Raw genomic sequence first — 16577 nt, forward strand, 5'->3', positions numbered from 1 at the left:
CTCTACCCCCTCACCAGACGTAGGCGAGGACTTCCCCACCCACGCCCTGCTTGCTCGCCTGGCGGTCCGTGAGCAGGCCGGAGGAGGTCGACAGAATCGCCACCCCCAGGCCACCCAGCACGCGCGGCAGGTTGGTCGACTTGGCGTACACCCGCAGACCGGGCTTGCTCACACGCCGGAGGCCGGCGATGGAGCGCTCACGGTTCGGGCCGTACTTGAGGTCCAGCACGAGGCGCTTGCCCACCTCGGCCTCCTCGACGCGCCAGGAGGAGATGTAGCCCTCGCTCTTGAGGATCTCCGCCACGCGGGACTTCAGCTTGCTGTAGGGCATGGCGACGTCGTCGTGGTACGCCGAGTTGGCGTTCCGCAGGCGCGTCAGCATGTCCGCGATCGGGTCAGTCATCGTCATCGGGCTCGTCCGCCCTTCCTCGCCGTGGTCCCCCGCGGTACGGGGCCTGCGGCGCAGTGGTTCTTCAGGAGAGTGAGTGCTGGCTCGCCGGGGTGACCCGGGACTACCAGGAGCTCTTGGTGATACCCGGCAGCTCGCCGCGGTGGGCCATGTCACGCAGGCACACGCGGCACAGGCCGAACTTGCGGTACACCGAGTGCGGGCGACCGCACTTCTGGCAGCGGGTGTAGGCGCGCACTGCGAACTTCGGCTTGCGCGACGCCTTGACGATCAGAGCGGTCTTGGCCATGGGTGTCTGCCTCAGTCCTCGGTCAGTTCTCGCGGAACGGGAAGCCGAGCAGGCGCAGCAGCGCCCGGCCCTCGTCGTCGCTCGTCGCGGTGGTCACGACCGTGATGTCCATGCCGCGGACGCGGTCGATCTTGTCCTGGTCGATCTCGTGGAACATCGACTGCTCGTCGAGACCGAAGGTGTAGTTGCCGCGCCCGTCGAACTGCTTGGGCGAGAGGCCGCGGAAGTCCCTGATGCGGGGCAGCGCGAGGCTGACCAGACGGTCCAGGAACTCCCACATGCGGTCGCCGCGGAGCGTGACGTGGGCGCCGATCGGCATGCCTTCGCGCAGCTTGAACTGTGCGATGGACTTGCGGGCCTTGGTGATCGCCGGACGCTGACCGGTGATCAGCGTCAGGTCGCGGACGGCTCCGTCGATCAGCTTGGAGTCGCGTGCGGCCTCGCCGACGCCCATGTTCACGACGACCTTCACCAGGCGCGGGACCTGCATCACGTTGTCGTGCTTGAACTGCTCGCGCAGCGCCGGGGCGATCTCCTCGGCGTAGCGGGTCTTCAGGCGCGGCGGCACCTTGGTGCCGGTCGTGCTGGCTGCGGTGTCGGTGCTCATGCGATGTCCTCGCCCGAGCGGCGGGCGACGCGCACGCGCACGGTGCGCTGCACGCCGTCGCGCTCGACGGTCTCGGTGCGGATGCCCACGCGCGTGGGCTTCTTGGTCTTGGGGTCGACGAGGGCGACGTTGCTGATGTGCAGCGGCGCCTCGTGCGTCTCGATGCCACCGGTACGCGAACCGCGGGCGGTCTGGCCGGCCTTCACGTGCTTCGTGACCCGGTTGATGCCCTCGACCAGGACGCGGCCGCGCTCGGGGTAGACCTCGAGGACGCGTCCGGTCTTGCCGCGGTCTCCACCACGGGCCTGCGTCTTCCCGGTGATGACCTGGACCAGGTCACCCTTCTTGATGCGGGTCTTGGCAGCCATGGCTCAGAGCACCTCCGGGGCCAGCGAGATGATCCGCATGAACTTCTTGTCGCGCAGCTCGCGGCCGACGGGGCCGAAGATGCGGGTGCCGCGCGGGTCACCGTCGTTGCGCAGGATCACCGCGGCGTTCTCGTCGAAGCGGATGTAGGAGCCGTCCGGGCGGCGGTTCTCCTTGGTGGTGCGGACGATGACGGCCTTGACGACGTCGCCCTTCTTGACGGCACCCCCGGGGATGGCGTCCTTGACGGTGGCGACGATGACGTCACCGATGCCGGCGTAGCGCCGCCCGCTGCCGCCGAGCACGCGGATGCAGAGGATCTCCTTGGCACCCGTGTTGTCGGCGACACGCAGTCGCGACTCCTGCTGGATCACTGCTTCTCTCCTGTCGTCACGCCGGTCCTCGCCCCGCGGTGGTCACCGGCTGTCTGCCGGCAAGCCCGGGGGTCGAGCCTCGCGGAACTCGATGGGACGTCTGGCTGGGCTTACTTGGCCCGCTCGAGGACCTCGACCACACGCCACCGCTTGGTGGCCGACAGCGGACGGGTCTCGGCGATGCTCACGAGGTCGCCGATACCGGCGGTCTCGTTCTCGTCATGCGCCTTCACCTTGACGGTGCGGCGGATGACCTTCGCGTAGAGCGGGTGCTTCACGCGGTCCTCGACGGCCACGACCACGGTCTTGGTCATCTTGTCGCTGACCACGTAGCCGCGGCGCGTCTTGCGGTAACCGCGAGCAGCTGTCTGCGCTGCCTCGGTGGTGGTCTCGTTCACTGCGTCACTCACTGGGCGTCGACCTCCCCGATGCCGAGCTCGCGCTCGCGCATCGTCGTGTAGATCCGGGCGATGTCCCGGCGGACGGCGCGCAGCCGCCCGTGGTTCTCGAGCTGCCCGGTGGCCGACTGGAAGCGGAGGTTGAACAGCTCCTCCTTGGCCTTGCGCAGCTCCTCGACGAGGCGCTCGTCCTCGAAACCGCGCAGGGCGGTGGGCTCGAGGCCCTTCGAACCGACGGCCATCAGGCCACCCCTCCCTCACGGGTGATGAAGCGGCACTTCATCGGCAGCTTGTGGATCGCGCGGCGCATGGCCTCGCGGGCGATGTCCTCCGGGACGCCGGAGAGCTCGAACATGACGCGTCCGGGCTTGACATTGCTGATCCACCACTCGGGCGAGCCCTTGCCGGAGCCCATGCGGGTCTCGGCGGGCTTCTTGGTCAGCGGGCGGTCCGGGTAGATGTTGATCCAGACCTTGCCGCCACGCTTGATGTGGCGGGTCATGGCGATACGAGCGGACTCGATCTGGCGGTTGGTCACGTAGCCGTGCTCCAGCGCCTGGATGCCGAAGTCACCGAACGTGATCGCGGTGCCGCCCGTGGCCTGGCCACGGCGGGTGGGGTGGTGCTGCTTGCGGTGCGCGAGGCGCCGAGGAATCAGCACGGGTCAGCCCTCCGATCCGGGTGCGGACGCCCCGGCCTCGGCCGGAGCGGTGGTGGCGGCGGGCTGGCCCTCGCCACGCTGGGGACGGTCACCGCGCTGGGGACGGTCGCCACGCTGGGGACGGTCACCGCGCGGGGGACGCGCGCCGCGAGGGGCGGTCGCAGCCTGGGCGGCGAGCTCGCGCTGGGTGTGGTCACCCTTGTAGATCCAGACCTTCACGCCAATGCGGCCGAAGGTGGTCTTGGCCTCGTAGAAGCCGTAGTCGATGTACGCGCGCAGCGTGTGCAGCGGCACACGACCCTCGCGGTAGAACTCCGAGCGGCTCATCTCGGCGCCGCCGAGGCGGCCCGAGCACTGCACACGGATGCCCTTGGCGCCGGCGCGCTGCGCGGACTGCATGCCCTTGCGCATCGCACGGCGGAAGGACACCCGGCTCGCGAGCTGCTCGGCGATGCCCTGGGCCACCAGCTGCGCCTCGGCCTCGGGGTTCTTCACCTCGAGGATGTTCAGCTGCACCTGCTTGCCCGTGAGCTTCTCCAGCTCGCCGCGCAGGCGGTCGGCCTCGGCGCCGCGGCGACCGATGACGATGCCCGGGCGTGCGGTGTGGATGTCGACGCGCACACGGTCACGGGTGCGCTCGATCTCGACGCGGGCGATGCCGGCCCGGTCCATGCCCTTCGACATGAGCCGGCGGATCTCCACGTCCTCCTTGACGTAGTCGCGGTACCGCTGACCGGGACGGGTGCTGTCGGCGAACCAACGCGACCGGTGGTCGGTGGTGATGCCGAGGCGGAACCCGTTCGGGTTGACCTTCTGCCCCATCAGCGGGCCCTCCTCGTCTGCGACTGCTCACTGTGGCCAGCGCCCGCGCCGGCCTTCTCGGCCTCGGGGGCGACCACCACGGTGATGTGGCTGGTGCGCTTGATGATCCGGCCCGCGCGGCCCTGGGCCCGCGGACGGAACCGCTTCAGCGAGACGCCCTCGTCGACGTACGCAGCGCTGATGACCAGGCTGCGCTCGTCGAAGGCCTCGCTCGCGCGGTCGGCCTTGACGCGGGCGTTCGCGATCGCGCTCTGCACGACCTTGAGCACCGGCTCGCTGGCTGACTGCGGAGCAAAGCTCAGCACCGCCAGCGCCTCGCTGGCGCGACGTCCGCGGATCAGATCCACGACGCGCCGCGCCTTCTGCGGCGTCACGCGGACGTACCGCGCCTGCGCCTTGGCTTCCATGTCTCGTCCTGCCTCGTGTCTCGGCTGTGTCGGGGAGTTCGTCACCTGCTGACCTGCGTCAGCGGCGACGGCCCCGGCGGTCGTCCTTCTCGTGCCCGCGGAAGGTGCGGGTGGGGGCGAACTCGCCGAGCTTGTGCCCGACCATCGCCTCGGTGACGAACACCGGCACGTGCTTGCGGCCGTCGTGGACAGCGATCGTGTGCCCGAGCATGTCCGGGATGATCATCGAACGACGCGACCACGTGCGGATGACGTTCTTGGTGCCCTTTTCGTTCTGGGCGTCCACCTTCTTGACCAGGTGGTCGTCGACGAACGGGCCCTTCTTCAGGCTGCGCGGCATAGCTCAGCTGCTCCTCAGTCTCTGCGCGCTCAGCGCTTCTTGCCGGCGGTGCGCCGACGGACGATCTGGCGGTCGCTGGCCTTGCCGGGGCGGCGGGTGCGGCCCTCGGCCTGGCCCCACGGGCTGACCGGGTGGCGACCACCGGAGGTCTTGCCTTCACCACCACCGTGCGGGTGGTCGATCGGGTTCATCGCGACACCGCGGACGGTCGGGCGCTTGCCCTTCCAGCGCATACGGCCGGCCTTGCCCCAGTTGATGTTGGACTGCTCGGCGTTGCCGACCTCGCCAACGGTGGCGCGGCACTCGACCGACACCGTGCGGACCTCACCGGAGGGCATGCGCAGCTGCGCGGTGCCGCCCTCGCGGGCCACGAGGCGGATCGAGGCGCCGGCAGAGCGGGCCATCTTGGCGCCGCCACCGGGACGCAGCTCCACGGCGTGCACCACGGTGCCGACGGGGATGTTGCGCAGCGGCAGGTTGTTGCCCGGCTTGATGTCGGCCTCGGGGCCGTTCTCGATCCGGTCGCCCTGCTTCAGCTTCGTCGGCGCCAGGATGTAGCGCTTCGTGCCGTCGATGTAGTGCAGCAGCGCGAGACGAGCCGTGCGGTTGGGGTCGTACTCGATGTGAGCGACCGTCGCCGGTACGCCGTCCTTGTCGTGACGGCGGAAGTCGATGACGCGGTAGGCGCGCTTGTGGCCGCCGCCCTGGTGCCGCGTCGTGATACGACCGCTGGAGTTGCGGCCGCCCTTCTTCGGCAGCGGGCGCACGAGGGACTTCTCGGGCTCGCTGCGCGTGATCTCGACGAAGTCGGCGACCGATGAGCCGCGGCGGCCCGGCGTCGTGGGCTTGTACTGGCGGATGCCCATGTCAGGCCCCTCCCCCGAAGATGTCGATGGTGCCCTCGCGCAGGGTGACGATGGCGCGCTTGGTGTCCTTGCGCTTACCGGTGCCGGTACGCGTGCGGCGCTTCTTGCCCTCGCGGTTGAGGGTGTTGACCGAGTCCACCTTGACGCCGAAGATCTTCTCGACGGCGACCTTGATCTCGGTCTTGTTGGCGCGCGGGTCGACCAGGAACGTGTACTTGCCCTGGTCGAGCAGCGCGTAGCTCTTCTCGGAGACGACCGGGGCGACGAGCACGTCGCGCGGGTCCTTGCCGACGCCGGCGAACGGGCTGGCCGTGGCGGTCGTCGTGGTGGTCTCGCTCATCGCGCGGCCTCCTCGCTGCGGGTGGCGCCGGCCAGGAAGGCCTCCAGCGCGCCGGAGGTGAACACGACGTCGTCCGAGCAGAGGACGTCGTAGGTGTTGAGCTGGTCAGCGAACAGCAGGTGGACGCCGGCGGCGTTCTGCAGGCTCTTCCAGCTGAGCTCGTCGCCGCGCTCCAGCACCACGAGGCGCTGCGTGCGCTGGGACAGGCCCGAGAGCAGCCCAATGGCGCTCTTGGTGCTCGGCGCCTCGCCCGCCACGACGGTGGAGAGGACGTGCACGCGCTCGTGACGGGCCCGGTCGGAGAGGGCACCGCGGAGGGCGGCAGCCTTCATCTTCTTGGGCGTCCGCTGCGAGTAGTCGCGCGGCTGCGGGCCGTGGACGACGCCACCGCCGGCGAACTGCGGGGCGCGGGTCGAGCCCTGGCGGGCGCGGCCGGTGCCCTTCTGCTTGTAGGGCTTCTTGCCACCGCCGCGGACTTCACCGCGGGTCTTCGTGGCGTGGGTGCCCTGACGAGCGGCGGCCAGCTGCGCCACCACGACCTGGTGGATGAGCGGCACGTTGGTCTGGACGTCGAAGACGGCGCCCGGAAGGGTCACGGAACCGGCGGCGGAGCCGTCGGGGCCGATGACGTCGACCGTGCGGTCCGCTGGGGCCGCGTCCAGGGTCTCAGTGGTGGTGGTCATGGGGCTCAGCCCTCCTGAGCGGCCTTGGCCGCGGTCTTGAGGACGACGACGGCGCCACGCGGCCCCGGGACGGCGCCCTTGACGAGCACGTAGCCGCGCTCGGCGTCGACGGCGTGGACGAGCAGGTTCTGCGTGGTCTGGCGCTCGCCGCCCATGCGGCCGGCCATGCGCAGGCCCTTGAAGACGCGACCGGGGGTGGCGCACCCGCCGATGGACCCCGGCTTGCGGTGGTTGCGGTGCGCACCGTGGCTGGCCGAGACACCGGCGAAGCCGTGGCGCTTCATGACACCCGCGAAGCCCTTGCCGCGGGTGGTCCCCGCGACGTCGATGCGCTGGCCCGCGCTGAACAGCTCGACGGTCAGCTCCTGGCCGGCCTCGTACTGGCCCGCGTCGGGCGTGCGCAGCTCCGCGACGTGACGTCGGGGCGTGGTGCCGGCCTTCTCGAAGTGGCCGGACAGCGGCTTGTTCACCTTGCGCGGGTCGATCGCCCCGAAGGCGATCTGTACCGCGTCGTAGCCGTCGGTCTCGGGGGTGCGCACCTGCGTCACCACGCACGGGCCGGCCTGGATGACGGTCACCGGGACGAGGCGGCCTGCCTCGTCCCAGACCTGGGTCATCCCGAGCTTGGTGCCCAGCAGGCCCGCGACGCGGCGGCGCGCGTCGGTGGTCGTGCTCATCGTCGTTCTCCTCGCAGCTCTGTCTGTTCCGTGACCAGGCTCAGAGCTTGATCTCGATGTTGACGTCGGCGGGGAGGTCGAGGCGCATCAGCGAGTCGACCGCCTTCGGCGTCGGGTCGATGATGTCGATCAGCCGCTTGTGCGTGCGCATCTCGAACTGCTCGCGGCTGTCCTTGTACTTGTGCGGCGAGCGGATGACGACGTACACGTTCTTCTCGGTCGGCAGCGGCACGGGGCCGACCACCGTGGCGCCGGCGTTGCTGACCGTGTCGACGATCTTGCGCGCGGAGCTGTCGATGACCTCGTGGTCGTACGACTTCAGCCGGATGCGGATCTTCTGTCCCGCCATGGCCCGTCCCTCTCTCGTCCCGCTGTGCCACGGGGCGGCCACCGGCCCCCGAGGTCGGGCGTGTCGCCCTGCCTCGAGCGCACTGGCGCGCTGCCACCTGTGGAGGTCTGCTGTCGTGCCCGGCTTCCCGGGCGTCGGCGATCCGCAGCTGCGGCCCGTGGGGGCCAGCAACGGGGCGCCCCCCGCTCAAGAGCGAGGGGCGCGCACGCCGGACGACCCACTTATCTTGCCAGACTCCCCCCTCCCCGGTCCAATCCGGGCGAGGCGACCCAGAGGGCCGGCGGCAGGAGCGACAGGCGTACAGCCAGTGGGGTGGGCGCGGAGCGCGGCAGGGAACCTCCACGGCGCTCCCCCGGGCAACACACGAGAGGCCCGGGAGCCATGCTCCCGGGCCTCTCGTGTCGACCTCGCCCCTCGCGGGGCTGAGATTACTTGATGATCTTGACGACCTGGCCGGCGCCCACGGTGCGGCCACCCTCGCGAATGGCGAAGCGCAGGCCCTCCTCCATGGCGATCGGCTGGATCAGGGCCACGGTCATCTCGGTGTTGTCGCCCGGCATGACCATCTCGGTGCCCTCGGGCAGCGTGATGACGCCGGTCACGTCGGTCGTCCGGAAGTAGAACTGCGGACGGTAGTTCGAGTAGAACGGGTTGTGACGGCCACCCTCGTCCTTGGACAGGATGTAGACGCGCGCCTCGAAGTCGGTGTGGGGCGTGATCGACTTCGGCTTGCAGACGACCTGGCCGCGCTCGACGTCCTCGCGCTTGAGGCCGCGGAGCAGGAGCCCGACGTTCTCGCCGGCCTGGCCCTCGTCGAGCAGCTTGCGGAACATCTCGATGCCGGTCACGGTCGTGGACTGCGACGCGGTCTTGATGCCGACGATCTCGACGGTCTCGTTGACCTTGAGGATGCCGCGCTCGATGCGGCCGGTCACCACGGTGCCGCGGCCGGTGATCGTGAAGACGTCCTCGATGGGCATGAGGAACGGCTTGTCGACCTCGCGCTCCGGCTGCGGGATGGAGGAGTCCACCGCGTCCATGAGCTCGAGGAGCTTGGCGCCCCACTCGGCGTCGCCCTCGAGCGCCTTCAGCGCCGAGACGCGGACGACCGGCAGGTCGTCACCGGGGAACTCGTAGGAGGACAGCAGCTCGCGGACCTCCATCTCGACGAGCTCGAGGATCTCCTCGTCGTCGACCATGTCGGCCTTGTTCAGGGCCACCACGATGTAGGGGACGCCGACCTGGCGGGCCAGGAGCACGTGCTCCTTGGTCTGCGGCATCGGGCCGTCGGTCGCCGCGACCACGAGGATCGCGCCGTCCATCTGGGCAGCACCGGTGATCATGTTCTTGATGTAGTCGGCGTGCCCGGGGCAGTCGACGTGCGCGTAGTGGCGCGACTCGGTCTGGTACTCGACGTGAGCGATCGAGATCGTGATGCCGCGCTGCTTCTCTTCAGGCGCCTTGTCGATCTGGTCGAACGGCGTGAAGGGGTTCAGGTCCGGGTACTTGTCGTGCAGGACCTTGGAGATCGCCGCGGTGAGCGTCGTCTTGCCGTGGTCGATGTGCCCGATCGTCCCGATGTTGACGTGGGGCTTGGTCCGCTCGAACTTGGCCTTGGCCACTGGGTGTTCCTCCTCGAGAGCTGTCTGATGCTGATGCTAACGGGCGACCTGACGAAGCCGTCAGGTCACTCGCCGCGGGCCTTCTTGATGATCTCCTCGGCCACGTTGCGCGGGACCTCGGCGTAGCTGTCGAACGTCATGGTGTAGACGGCGCGTCCCTGCGTCTTGGAACGCAGGTCACCGACGTAGCCAAACATCTCCGACAGCGGGACCTGCGCACGCACGATCTTGGCGCCGCTGATGTCCTCCATGGCCTGGATCTGGCCACGGCGGGAGTTGAGGTCGCCGATGACTTCGCCCATGTAGTCCTCGGGCGTACGCACCTCGACGGCCATGACCGGCTCCAGAAGCACCGGGTCGGCCTTCTTAACACCCTCCTTGAGGACCATCGAACCAGCCACCTTGAAGGCCATCTCCGACGAGTCGACCTCGTGGTAGGCGCCGTCGAGCAGGGTGGCCTTGATGCCCACGAGGGGGTAGCCGGCCACCACGCCGAGCTGCATCGCGTCCTGGATGCCGGCGTCGACGCTGGGGATGTACTCGCGAGGCACGCGACCGCCGGTCACGGCGTTCGTGAACTCGTACATCTGGCCGTCGGAGGTGTCCAGGGGCTCGAACTTCATCTGGACCTTCGCGTACTGGCCCGAGCCGCCGGTCTGCTTCTTGTGCACGTAGTCGATCTTCTCGACGGTGCGGCGGATGGTCTCGCGGTAGGCGACCTGCGGCTTGCCGACGCTCGCCTCGACCTTGAACTCGCGACGCATCCGGTCGACCAGGATGTCGAGGTGGAGCTCGCCCATCCCCTTGATGATGGTCTGACCGGTCTCCTCGTCGAGCTGGACCTGGAAGGTCGGGTCCTCCTCGGCAAGCTTCTGGATCGCGGTGCCCAGCTTCTCCTGGTCGGCCTTCGTCTTGGGCTCGATGGCCACGGAGATGACCGGCTCGGGGAACGTCATCGACTCGAGCACGATGGGCGCCGACGGGTCGCACAGCGTCTCACCGGTCGTCGTGTCCTTGAGGCCGATCACGGCGTAGATGTGACCCGCTGCCGCCTCGTCGACGGGGTTCTCCTTGTTGGAGTGCATCTGGAAGATCTTTCCGATGCGCTCCTTCTTGCCCTTGGTCGAGTTGACGACCTGAGCACCGGAGGAGATCCGCCCCGAGTAGACGCGGATGTAGGTCAGCTTGCCGAAGAACGGGTGCGAGGCGATCTTGAAGGCGAGGGCCGAGAAGGGCTCCTCGTACTTCGCCGCGCGGGTGAGCACGGTCTCCTCGTCGTTCGGCTTGTGACCCTCGACGCTCGGCACGTCGAGCGGGGTCGGCAGGTAGTCGACGACGGCGTCGAGCATGGGCTGGACGCCCTTGTTCTTGAACGCCGATCCGCACAGGACGGGGTAGAGGGTCGAGGAGATCGTCAGCTTGCGGATGGCGCCCTTGATCTCGTCGATCGTGAGCTCCTCGCCGCCGAGGTACTTCTCGAGCAGCGCCTCGTCGGACTCGGCCACCGTCTCGATGAGCTGGTGGCGGTACTCCGCCGCCTTCTCGGCGAGCTCGGCGGGGATCTCCTCCACCTCGTAGGCGGCACCCTTGTCGACCTCGCCGCGCCAGACGAGTGCCTTGTTGCGCACCAGGTCGATGCAGCCGATGAAGGTGCTCTCGGAGCCGATCGGCAGCTGGATCACCAGGGGCGTCGCGCCGAGGCGGTCCTTGATGGTCTGCACCGTGTAGTAGAAGTCCGCACCGAGCTTGTCCATCTTGTTGACGAAGCAGATGCGCGGAACGTCGTACTTGTCCGCCTGGCGCCACACGGTCTCGGACTGGGGCTCGACGCCCTCCTTGCCGTCGAAGACGGCGACAGCGCCGTCGAGGACGCGGAGGTTGCGCTCGACCTCGACCGTGAAGTCGACGTGACCGGGCGTGTCGATGATGTTGAGCTGGGTGCCTTCCCAGAAGCAGGTCGTCGCGGCGGACGTGATGGTGATGCCGCGCTCCTGCTCCTGCTCCATCCAGTCCATCGTGGCGGCCCCGTCGTGGACCTCGCCGATCTTGTAGTTGATCCCCGTATAGAAGAGGATCCGCTCGGTCGTCGTGGTCTTGCCGGCGTCGATGTGCGCCATGATGCCGAAGTTGCGGACCTTCGTGAGGTCCATCAGCACGTCGAGTGCCACGCTGTGGTCCTGCCTGTCCGGCCCGCAAGGGGCCCTAGGGAGTGGTGGAGGACGTCCGCGCCGCCCGGTGGGCGGCGCGGACGGAAGATCACCAGCGGTAGTGCGCGAACGCCTTGTTCGACTCGGCCATCTTGTGGGTGTCCTCGCGGCGCTTGACCGCGGCTCCCAGGCCGTTGCTGGCGTCGATGATCTCGTTCATCAGGCGCTCGGTCATGGTCTTCTCACGACGCGACCGCGCGTAGCTGGTGAGCCAGCGCAGCGCGAGCGTCGTGGAGCGACCGGCGCGCACCTCGATCGGGACCTGGTAGGTCGCACCACCGACGCGGCGGGACTTGACCTCGAGGGCCGGACGGACGTTGTCCATGGCCTTCTTCAGCGCGACGACCGGGTCCTGCCCGGTCTTCTCACGAGTGCCCTCGAGAGCGCCATAGACGATGCGCTCGGCGACGGACTTCTTGCCGTCCACGAGGATCTTGTTGACGAGCTGGGTGACCAGCGGGGACCCGTAGACCGGGTCGACGACGAGCGGCCGCTTCGGGGCCGGTCCCTTGCGAGGCATCAGTTCCCCTTCTTGGCGCCGTAGCGGCTGCGGGCCTGCTTGCGGTTCTTGACGGCCTGGGTGTCGAGCGCACCGCGCACGATCTTGTAACGGACGCCCGGGAGGTCCTTCACACGACCACCACGGACCAGGACGATGGAGTGCTCCTGGAGGTTGTGGCCCTCGCCCGGGATGTAGGCGGTGACCTCGACCTGGCTCGACAGGCGCACGCGCGCGACCTTGCGCAGCGCGGAGTTCGGCTTCTTCGGGGTGGTCGTGTACACGCGCGTGCACACCCCGCGCCGCTGCGGGCTCCCCTTGAGGGCCGGTGTCTTCGTCTTGGTGGCCTTGTCCTGGCGGCCCTTGCGGACCAACTGCTGAATGGTGGGCACTGAGTCTCCGTGGGTAGTGACGTGCGTCTGGCTGTGTCGCGGGCTGCCGGCGGCTGGAGATGACTCCCACCACCGCTCGTACTGCCTGGCCCCCGTGGTCGGGCACGTCCGACTGCCTGGCGGGGTCGACCCGCCGGACCCGGCCCGGACAGCGGGCCCTGGAAGAGCGACACGGTCTTGGCGCACGGAGGCCCGGGCGCGCCCGGGCTTCTGACGAGACTACGCGGTGCCCGATACACCAGTCAAAACGCCCCCGACGACGGGGTGTCCCGTCGTCGGGGGCGTCCCGACATCACCCCGGCGGCGGCCCCTCTCACCAGGGGAACCGCCGCAGGGTGCTGGCTCAGCGGCCGTAGCCGCCGATGTCGTACTCCTCCAGGGGCACGGCCTGGCCGGAGCCGGCGCCGAAGTAGCCCTCGTAGTCGGTGTCGTCGTAGCTCGGGATCGCGTACATCGCGGCCTTCGCCTCCTCCGTGGGCTCGACCTTGACGTCGCGGTAGCGCGCCAGACCGGTACCCGCCGGGATGAGCTTGCCCAGGATGACGTTCTCCTTGAGGCCGAGCAGCGGGTCGCTGCGGCCGTTGAGCGCCGCCTCGGTGAGCACCCGGGTCGTCTCCTGGAAGGAGGCCGCGGACAGCCACGACTCCGTGGCCAGGGAGGCCTTGGTGATGCCCATGAGCTCCGGACGGCCAGCCGCCGGCGTACCACCCTCGGCGACGACGCGACGGTTCTCCGCCTCGAAGCGACCACGCTCTGCCAGTTCACCGGGCAGCAGCTCGGCGTCACCGGCTTCGATGATCGTCACGCGGCGCAGCATCTGCCGCACGATGACCTCGATGTGCTTGTCGTGGATGCCCACGCCCTGGCTGCGGTACACCGCCTGGACCTCGTCGACGAGGTGCTTCTGCACCGCTCGCGGGCCCAGGATGCGGAGCACCTGCTTGGGGTCGACCGAGCCCTGGACGAGCTGCTGGCCCACCTCGACGCGCTGACCGTCCGCCACGAGCAGACGTGCGCGCTTGCTGACGAGGTGCGAGACCTCCTCGGAGCCGTCGTCCGGCGTGACCGTGATGCGGCGGGTGCGCTCGGCGTCCTCGATGGACACCCGGCCCACTGCCTCCACGATCGGCGCCTGGCCCTTCGGGGTGCGCGCCTCGAAGAGCTCCTGGACACGCGGCAGACCATGGGTGATGTCACCGCCCTCGGACGCGACACCACCGACGTGGAAGGTACGCATCGTCAGCTGCGTGCCGGGCTCACCGATCGACTGCGCGGCGATGATGCCGACGGCCTCGCCGATGTCCACGAGCTTGCCGGTGGCCAGCGAGCGGCCGTAGCAGAGCGCGCAGGTGCCCACCTTGGACTCGCAGGTGAGGACCGAGCGGATCTTCACTTCCTCGACGCCGCGGGCGACGAGGGCGTCGATGAGGACGTCGCCGACGTCGGCGCCGGCCTCGGCCAGCACCTCGCCGTCGACAGTGACCCTGGCGGCCAGGGTGCGGGCGTAGACGCTGGTCTCCACCGTGTCGAGCAGGCGCAGGACGCCGTCCTGACCACGGGTGCCGATCGGCAGCGTGAGGCCGCGCGAGGTGCCGCAGTCGTCCTCGCGGACGATGACGTCCTGGGAGACGTCCACCAGACGACGGGTCAGGTAGCCCGAGTCGGCGGTGCGCAGCGCCGTGTCGGCCAGGCCCTTGCGGGCACCGTGCGTGGAGATGAAGAACTCCAGCACCGACAGGCCCTCACGGAAGGAGGACTTCACCGGCCGCGGGATGATCTCGCCGCGGGGGTTGGCCACGAGGCCCTTCATGCCACCAATCTGGCGCATCTGCATCCAGTTGCCTCGCGCTCCCGAGGTGACCATCCGGAAGATGGTGTTCTTCGGGTCGATCGAGGACTCGAGGTCCTCCGCGACGCGGTTGGTGCCGACGGTCCAGATCTCGATGAGCTCCTGGCGGCGCTCGTCGTTGGTGATGAGACCGGCCTCGTACTGCTGCTGGACCTTCTCGGCCCGTGCCTCGTGCTCCTCGAGGATGGCCTGCTTGTTGTCCGGCGACACCAGGTCGGAGATGGCGATCGTCGTCCCCGAGCGGGTGGCCCAGTGGAAGCCGGCCGCCTTCAGGGCGTCCAGCGTCGCGGCGACCTGCACCTTGGGGTAGCGCTCGGCGAGGTCGTTGACGATGGCGGACAGCTGCTTCTTGTCGACCACCGCGTCGACGAACCGGTAGTCCGTCGGCAGCGCCTCGTTGAAGAGCGTGCGGCCCAGCGTGGTCTCGAGGACCAGCGGGTCGCCCTGGGTCCAGCCGTCCGGCAGCACCGTGCCAGCCGGCGGGACGACGCCCTCCAGGCGGATCCGCACCTTCGCGCCCAGGTCGAGCACCTTGGCGTCGAAGGCCATGATCGCCTCGGCCACCGAGCCGAACATGCGGCCTTCGCCGACGCCGCCCTCGACCACAGAGGTGAGGTGGAACAGGCCGATGACCATGTCCTGGGTGGGCATCGTCACGGGGCGGCCGTCCGCCGGCTTGAGGATGTTGTTGCTGGAGAGCATGAGCACGCGGGCCTCGGCCTGCGCCTCGGCGCTCAGCGGCAGGTGCACCGCCATCTGGTCACCGTCGAAGTCGGCGTTGAACGCGCCGCAGACGAGCGGGTGCAGGTGGATGGCCTTGCCCTCGACCAGCTGGGGCTCGAAGGCCTGGATGCCCAGACGGTGCAGCGTGGGCGCGCGGTTGAGCAGCACCGGGTGCTCGGTGATGACCTCTTCGAGGACGTCCCACACCACAGGGCGGGCGCGCTCGACCATGCGCTTGGCCGACTTGATGTTCTGGGCGTGGTTGAGGTCGACCAGGCGCTTCATGACGAAGGGCTTGAACAGCTCCAGCGCCATCGGCTTGGGCAGACCGCACTGGTGCAGCTTGAGCTGCGGGCCGACCACGATGACCGAACGGCCCGAGTAGTCGACGCGCTTGCCGAGCAGGTTCTGGCGGAAACGACCCTGCTTGCCCTTGAGCATGTCCGACAGCGACTTCAGCGGACGGTTGCCGGGGCCCGTGACCGGGCGGCCGCGGCGGCCGTTGTCGAACAGCGCGTCGACGGCCTCCTGCAGCATCCGCTTCTCGTTGTTGACGATGATCTCGGGCGCGCCGAGGTCGAGCAGCCGCTTGAGGCGGTTGTTGCGGTTGATGACACGGCGGTACAGGTCGTTGAGGTCGGAGGTGGCGAAGCGGCCACCGTCGAGCTGGACCATCGGGCGCAGGTCCGGCGGGATCACCGGGACCGCGTCCAGCACCATGCCGAGCGGCGAGTTGGTCGTGGTGAGGAACGCCGAGACGACCTTGAGGCGCTTGAGCGCGCGGGTCTTGCGCTGCCCCTTGCCCGTGGCGATGGTCTCGCGCAGGGACTCGGCCTCGGCCTCCAGGTCGAAGGAGGCCAGGCGCTTCTGGATCGCCGCAGCGCCCATGCCGCCCTCGAAGTAGAGGCCGTAGCGGTCGCGCAGCTCGCGGTAGAGCACCTCGTCGCCCTCGAGGTCGGCGACCTTGAGCTTGGCGAAGCGGTCCCACACCTGGGTGAGGCGCTCGATCTCGGCGTCGGCGCGACGACGGATGGCGTTCATCTCGCGCTCGGCGGACTCACGGAGGCGACGGCGCACGTCGCCCTTGGCGCCCTCGGCCTCGAGCTCGGCCAGGTCCGCCTCGAGCTTCTGCGCGCGGGCCTCGACGTCGCTGTCGCGACGGTCGGCGACCTGCTTCTTCTCGACCTCCATCTGGGCCTGCAGCGACGGCAGGTCGCGCGAGCGCGACTCGTCGTCCACCCAGGTGATCATGTAGGCCGCGAAGTAGATGACCTTCTCGAGGTCCTTCGGGGCCAGGTCGAGGAGGTATCCGAGCCGGCTCGGGACGCCCTTGAAGTACCAGATGTGGGTGACGGGAGCGGCGAGCTCGATGTGGCCCATCCGCTCGCGGCGCACCTTGGCGCGGGTGACCTCGACGCCGCAGCGCTCGCAGATGATGCCCTTGAAGCGGACCCGCTTGTACTTACCGCAGTAGCACTCCCAGTCACGGGTGGGGCCGAAGATCTTCTCGCAGAAGAGCCCGTCCTTCTCCGGCTTCAGGGTGCGGTAGTTGATGGTCTCCGGCTTCTTGACCTCGCCGTGGCTCCAGGTGCGGATCGAGTCGGCGGTGGCCAGGCCGATGCGGATCTCGTCGAAGAAGTTGACGTCGAGCACGGATGTCCTCTCGGTGGTGCTCAGGGGTGCTCCCCGGGGAGCAG

At 69.0% G+C, this 16577-nt stretch carries 21 protein-coding genes; all 21 read right to left on the minus strand.

Annotated features, from left to right (window positions below):
- Positions 1-10: 10 nt before the first annotated feature.
- A complete protein-coding gene (rpsH, locus tag BXY45_RS04350; protein ID WP_109773077.1) occupies positions 11-409 on the minus strand; it encodes a 30S ribosomal protein S8 in 399 nt (132 codons plus the stop codon).
- Between the two features lie 103 nt (positions 410-512).
- The gene (locus tag BXY45_RS04355) at positions 513-698 is read right to left on the minus strand and encodes a type Z 30S ribosomal protein S14 (protein ID WP_109773078.1); all 186 of its coding nucleotides are present in this window, start codon (positions 696-698) and stop codon (positions 513-515) included.
- Positions 699-720: 22 nt separating this feature from the next.
- Positions 721-1305, minus strand: coding sequence for a 50S ribosomal protein L5 (gene rplE / locus BXY45_RS04360; RefSeq protein WP_109773079.1), 585 nt, complete (start codon positions 1303-1305; stop codon positions 721-723).
- Entirely contained in the window at positions 1302-1673 is a 372-nt protein-coding gene (gene rplX / locus BXY45_RS04365; protein WP_109773080.1) for a 50S ribosomal protein L24, read from the minus strand. The genes rplE and rplX overlap by 4 nt, the downstream gene beginning before the upstream one ends.
- A 3-nt stretch (positions 1674-1676) precedes the next feature.
- Complete coding sequence (gene rplN, locus BXY45_RS04370) at positions 1677-2045, minus strand: 50S ribosomal protein L14 (protein WP_109773081.1); 369 nt, start codon at positions 2043-2045, stop codon at positions 1677-1679.
- A 110-nt stretch (positions 2046-2155) separates the two neighbouring features.
- Positions 2156-2455, minus strand: coding sequence for a 30S ribosomal protein S17 (gene rpsQ / locus BXY45_RS04375; protein ID WP_109773082.1), 300 nt, complete (start codon positions 2453-2455; stop codon positions 2156-2158).
- Positions 2452-2685 (minus strand): 50S ribosomal protein L29, encoded by a 234-nt coding sequence (rpmC, locus tag BXY45_RS04380; protein WP_109773083.1) that lies wholly within the window; start codon positions 2683-2685, stop codon positions 2452-2454. Before rpmC ends, rpsQ begins: the two co-directional genes overlap by 4 nt.
- On the minus strand, positions 2685-3104 hold the full coding sequence (gene rplP / locus BXY45_RS04385; RefSeq protein ID WP_109773084.1) for a 50S ribosomal protein L16: 420 nt from the start codon (positions 3102-3104) through the stop codon (positions 2685-2687). The genes rpmC and rplP overlap by 1 nt, the downstream gene beginning before the upstream one ends.
- A 3-nt stretch (positions 3105-3107) precedes the next feature.
- Positions 3108-3926: a 30S ribosomal protein S3 gene (gene rpsC, locus BXY45_RS04390; protein ID WP_109773085.1), complete on the minus strand. Its 819-nt coding sequence runs from the start codon at positions 3924-3926 to the stop codon at positions 3108-3110.
- On the minus strand, positions 3926-4333 hold the full coding sequence (gene rplV, locus BXY45_RS04395; RefSeq protein WP_109773086.1) for a 50S ribosomal protein L22: 408 nt from the start codon (positions 4331-4333) through the stop codon (positions 3926-3928). The genes rpsC and rplV overlap by 1 nt, the downstream gene beginning before the upstream one ends.
- 58 nt (positions 4334-4391) lie before the next feature.
- Positions 4392-4673, minus strand: coding sequence for a 30S ribosomal protein S19 (rpsS, locus tag BXY45_RS04400; protein ID WP_109773087.1), 282 nt, complete (start codon positions 4671-4673; stop codon positions 4392-4394).
- Between the two features lie 29 nt (positions 4674-4702).
- A complete protein-coding gene (rplB, locus tag BXY45_RS04405) occupies positions 4703-5539 on the minus strand; it encodes a 50S ribosomal protein L2 (RefSeq protein WP_109773088.1) in 837 nt (278 codons plus the stop codon).
- Position 5540: 1 nt separating this feature from the next.
- Positions 5541-5879 (minus strand): 50S ribosomal protein L23, encoded by a 339-nt coding sequence (gene rplW / locus BXY45_RS04410; protein ID WP_109773089.1) that lies wholly within the window; start codon positions 5877-5879, stop codon positions 5541-5543.
- Positions 5876-6562 (minus strand): 50S ribosomal protein L4, encoded by a 687-nt coding sequence (gene rplD, locus BXY45_RS04415; protein ID WP_109773090.1) that lies wholly within the window; start codon positions 6560-6562, stop codon positions 5876-5878. Before rplD ends, rplW begins: the two co-directional genes overlap by 4 nt.
- Before the next feature lie 5 nt (positions 6563-6567).
- On the minus strand, positions 6568-7239 hold the full coding sequence (gene rplC, locus BXY45_RS04420) for a 50S ribosomal protein L3 (protein WP_172601921.1): 672 nt from the start codon (positions 7237-7239) through the stop codon (positions 6568-6570).
- Positions 7240-7279: 40 nt separating this feature from the next.
- The gene (gene rpsJ / locus BXY45_RS04425) at positions 7280-7588 is read right to left on the minus strand and encodes a 30S ribosomal protein S10 (RefSeq protein WP_109773091.1); all 309 of its coding nucleotides are present in this window, start codon (positions 7586-7588) and stop codon (positions 7280-7282) included.
- A gap of 428 nt (positions 7589-8016) precedes the next feature.
- On the minus strand, positions 8017-9210 hold the full coding sequence (tuf, locus tag BXY45_RS04430) for an elongation factor Tu (protein ID WP_109773092.1): 1194 nt from the start codon (positions 9208-9210) through the stop codon (positions 8017-8019).
- Between the two features lie 65 nt (positions 9211-9275).
- Entirely contained in the window at positions 9276-11378 is a 2103-nt protein-coding gene (gene fusA, locus BXY45_RS04435; RefSeq protein ID WP_109773093.1) for an elongation factor G, read from the minus strand.
- Positions 11379-11466: 88 nt separating this feature from the next.
- Entirely contained in the window at positions 11467-11937 is a 471-nt protein-coding gene (rpsG, locus tag BXY45_RS04440; RefSeq protein WP_109773094.1) for a 30S ribosomal protein S7, read from the minus strand.
- Entirely contained in the window at positions 11937-12308 is a 372-nt protein-coding gene (gene rpsL, locus BXY45_RS04445; RefSeq protein ID WP_109773095.1) for a 30S ribosomal protein S12, read from the minus strand. The genes rpsG and rpsL overlap by 1 nt, the downstream gene beginning before the upstream one ends.
- A 343-nt stretch (positions 12309-12651) precedes the next feature.
- Positions 12652-16533, minus strand: coding sequence for a DNA-directed RNA polymerase subunit beta' (locus BXY45_RS04450; RefSeq protein ID WP_109773096.1), 3882 nt, complete (start codon positions 16531-16533; stop codon positions 12652-12654).
- Positions 16534-16577: the final 44 nt, after the last annotated feature.

Origin of the sequence: Quadrisphaera granulorum, from assembly GCF_003149145.1 — a bacterium.
In the GTDB taxonomy this organism is placed as follows: Bacteria; Actinomycetota; Actinomycetes; order Actinomycetales; family Quadrisphaeraceae; genus Quadrisphaera; species Quadrisphaera granulorum.

What these genes read in the sequence shown, in the direction of transcription:
- rplV (WP_109773086.1), bottom strand. Translation starts at nt 4,333, where the DNA reads ATGGAAGCCAAGGCGCAGGCGCGGTACGTCCGCGTGACGCCGCAGAAG.
- rplE (WP_109773079.1), bottom strand. Translation starts at nt 1,305, where the DNA reads ATGAGCACCGACACCGCAGCCAGCACGACCGGCACCAAGGTGCCGCCG.
- rpsH (WP_109773077.1), bottom strand. Translation starts at nt 409, where the DNA reads ATGACGATGACTGACCCGATCGCGGACATGCTGACGCGCCTGCGGAAC.
- rpsG (WP_109773094.1), bottom strand. Translation starts at nt 11,937, where the DNA reads ATGCCTCGCAAGGGACCGGCCCCGAAGCGGCCGCTCGTCGTCGACCCG.
- BXY45_RS04355 (WP_109773078.1), bottom strand. Translation starts at nt 698, where the DNA reads ATGGCCAAGACCGCTCTGATCGTCAAGGCGTCGCGCAAGCCGAAGTTC.
- rplD (WP_109773090.1), bottom strand. Translation starts at nt 6,562, where the DNA reads ATGACCACCACCACTGAGACCCTGGACGCGGCCCCAGCGGACCGCACG.
- rplX (WP_109773080.1), bottom strand. Translation starts at nt 1,673, where the DNA reads ATGGCTGCCAAGACCCGCATCAAGAAGGGTGACCTGGTCCAGGTCATC.
- rpsJ (WP_109773091.1), bottom strand. Translation starts at nt 7,588, where the DNA reads ATGGCGGGACAGAAGATCCGCATCCGGCTGAAGTCGTACGACCACGAG.
- rplB (WP_109773088.1), bottom strand. Translation starts at nt 5,539, where the DNA reads ATGGGCATCCGCCAGTACAAGCCCACGACGCCGGGCCGCCGCGGCTCA.
- rpsS (WP_109773087.1), bottom strand. Translation starts at nt 4,673, where the DNA reads ATGCCGCGCAGCCTGAAGAAGGGCCCGTTCGTCGACGACCACCTGGTC.
- rpmC (WP_109773083.1), bottom strand. Translation starts at nt 2,685, where the DNA reads ATGGCCGTCGGTTCGAAGGGCCTCGAGCCCACCGCCCTGCGCGGTTTC.
- rpsC (WP_109773085.1), bottom strand. Translation starts at nt 3,926, where the DNA reads ATGGGGCAGAAGGTCAACCCGAACGGGTTCCGCCTCGGCATCACCACC.
- rplC (WP_172601921.1), bottom strand. Translation starts at nt 7,239, where the DNA reads ATGAGCACGACCACCGACGCGCGCCGCCGCGTCGCGGGCCTGCTGGGC.
- rplW (WP_109773089.1), bottom strand. Translation starts at nt 5,879, where the DNA reads ATGAGCGAGACCACCACGACGACCGCCACGGCCAGCCCGTTCGCCGGC.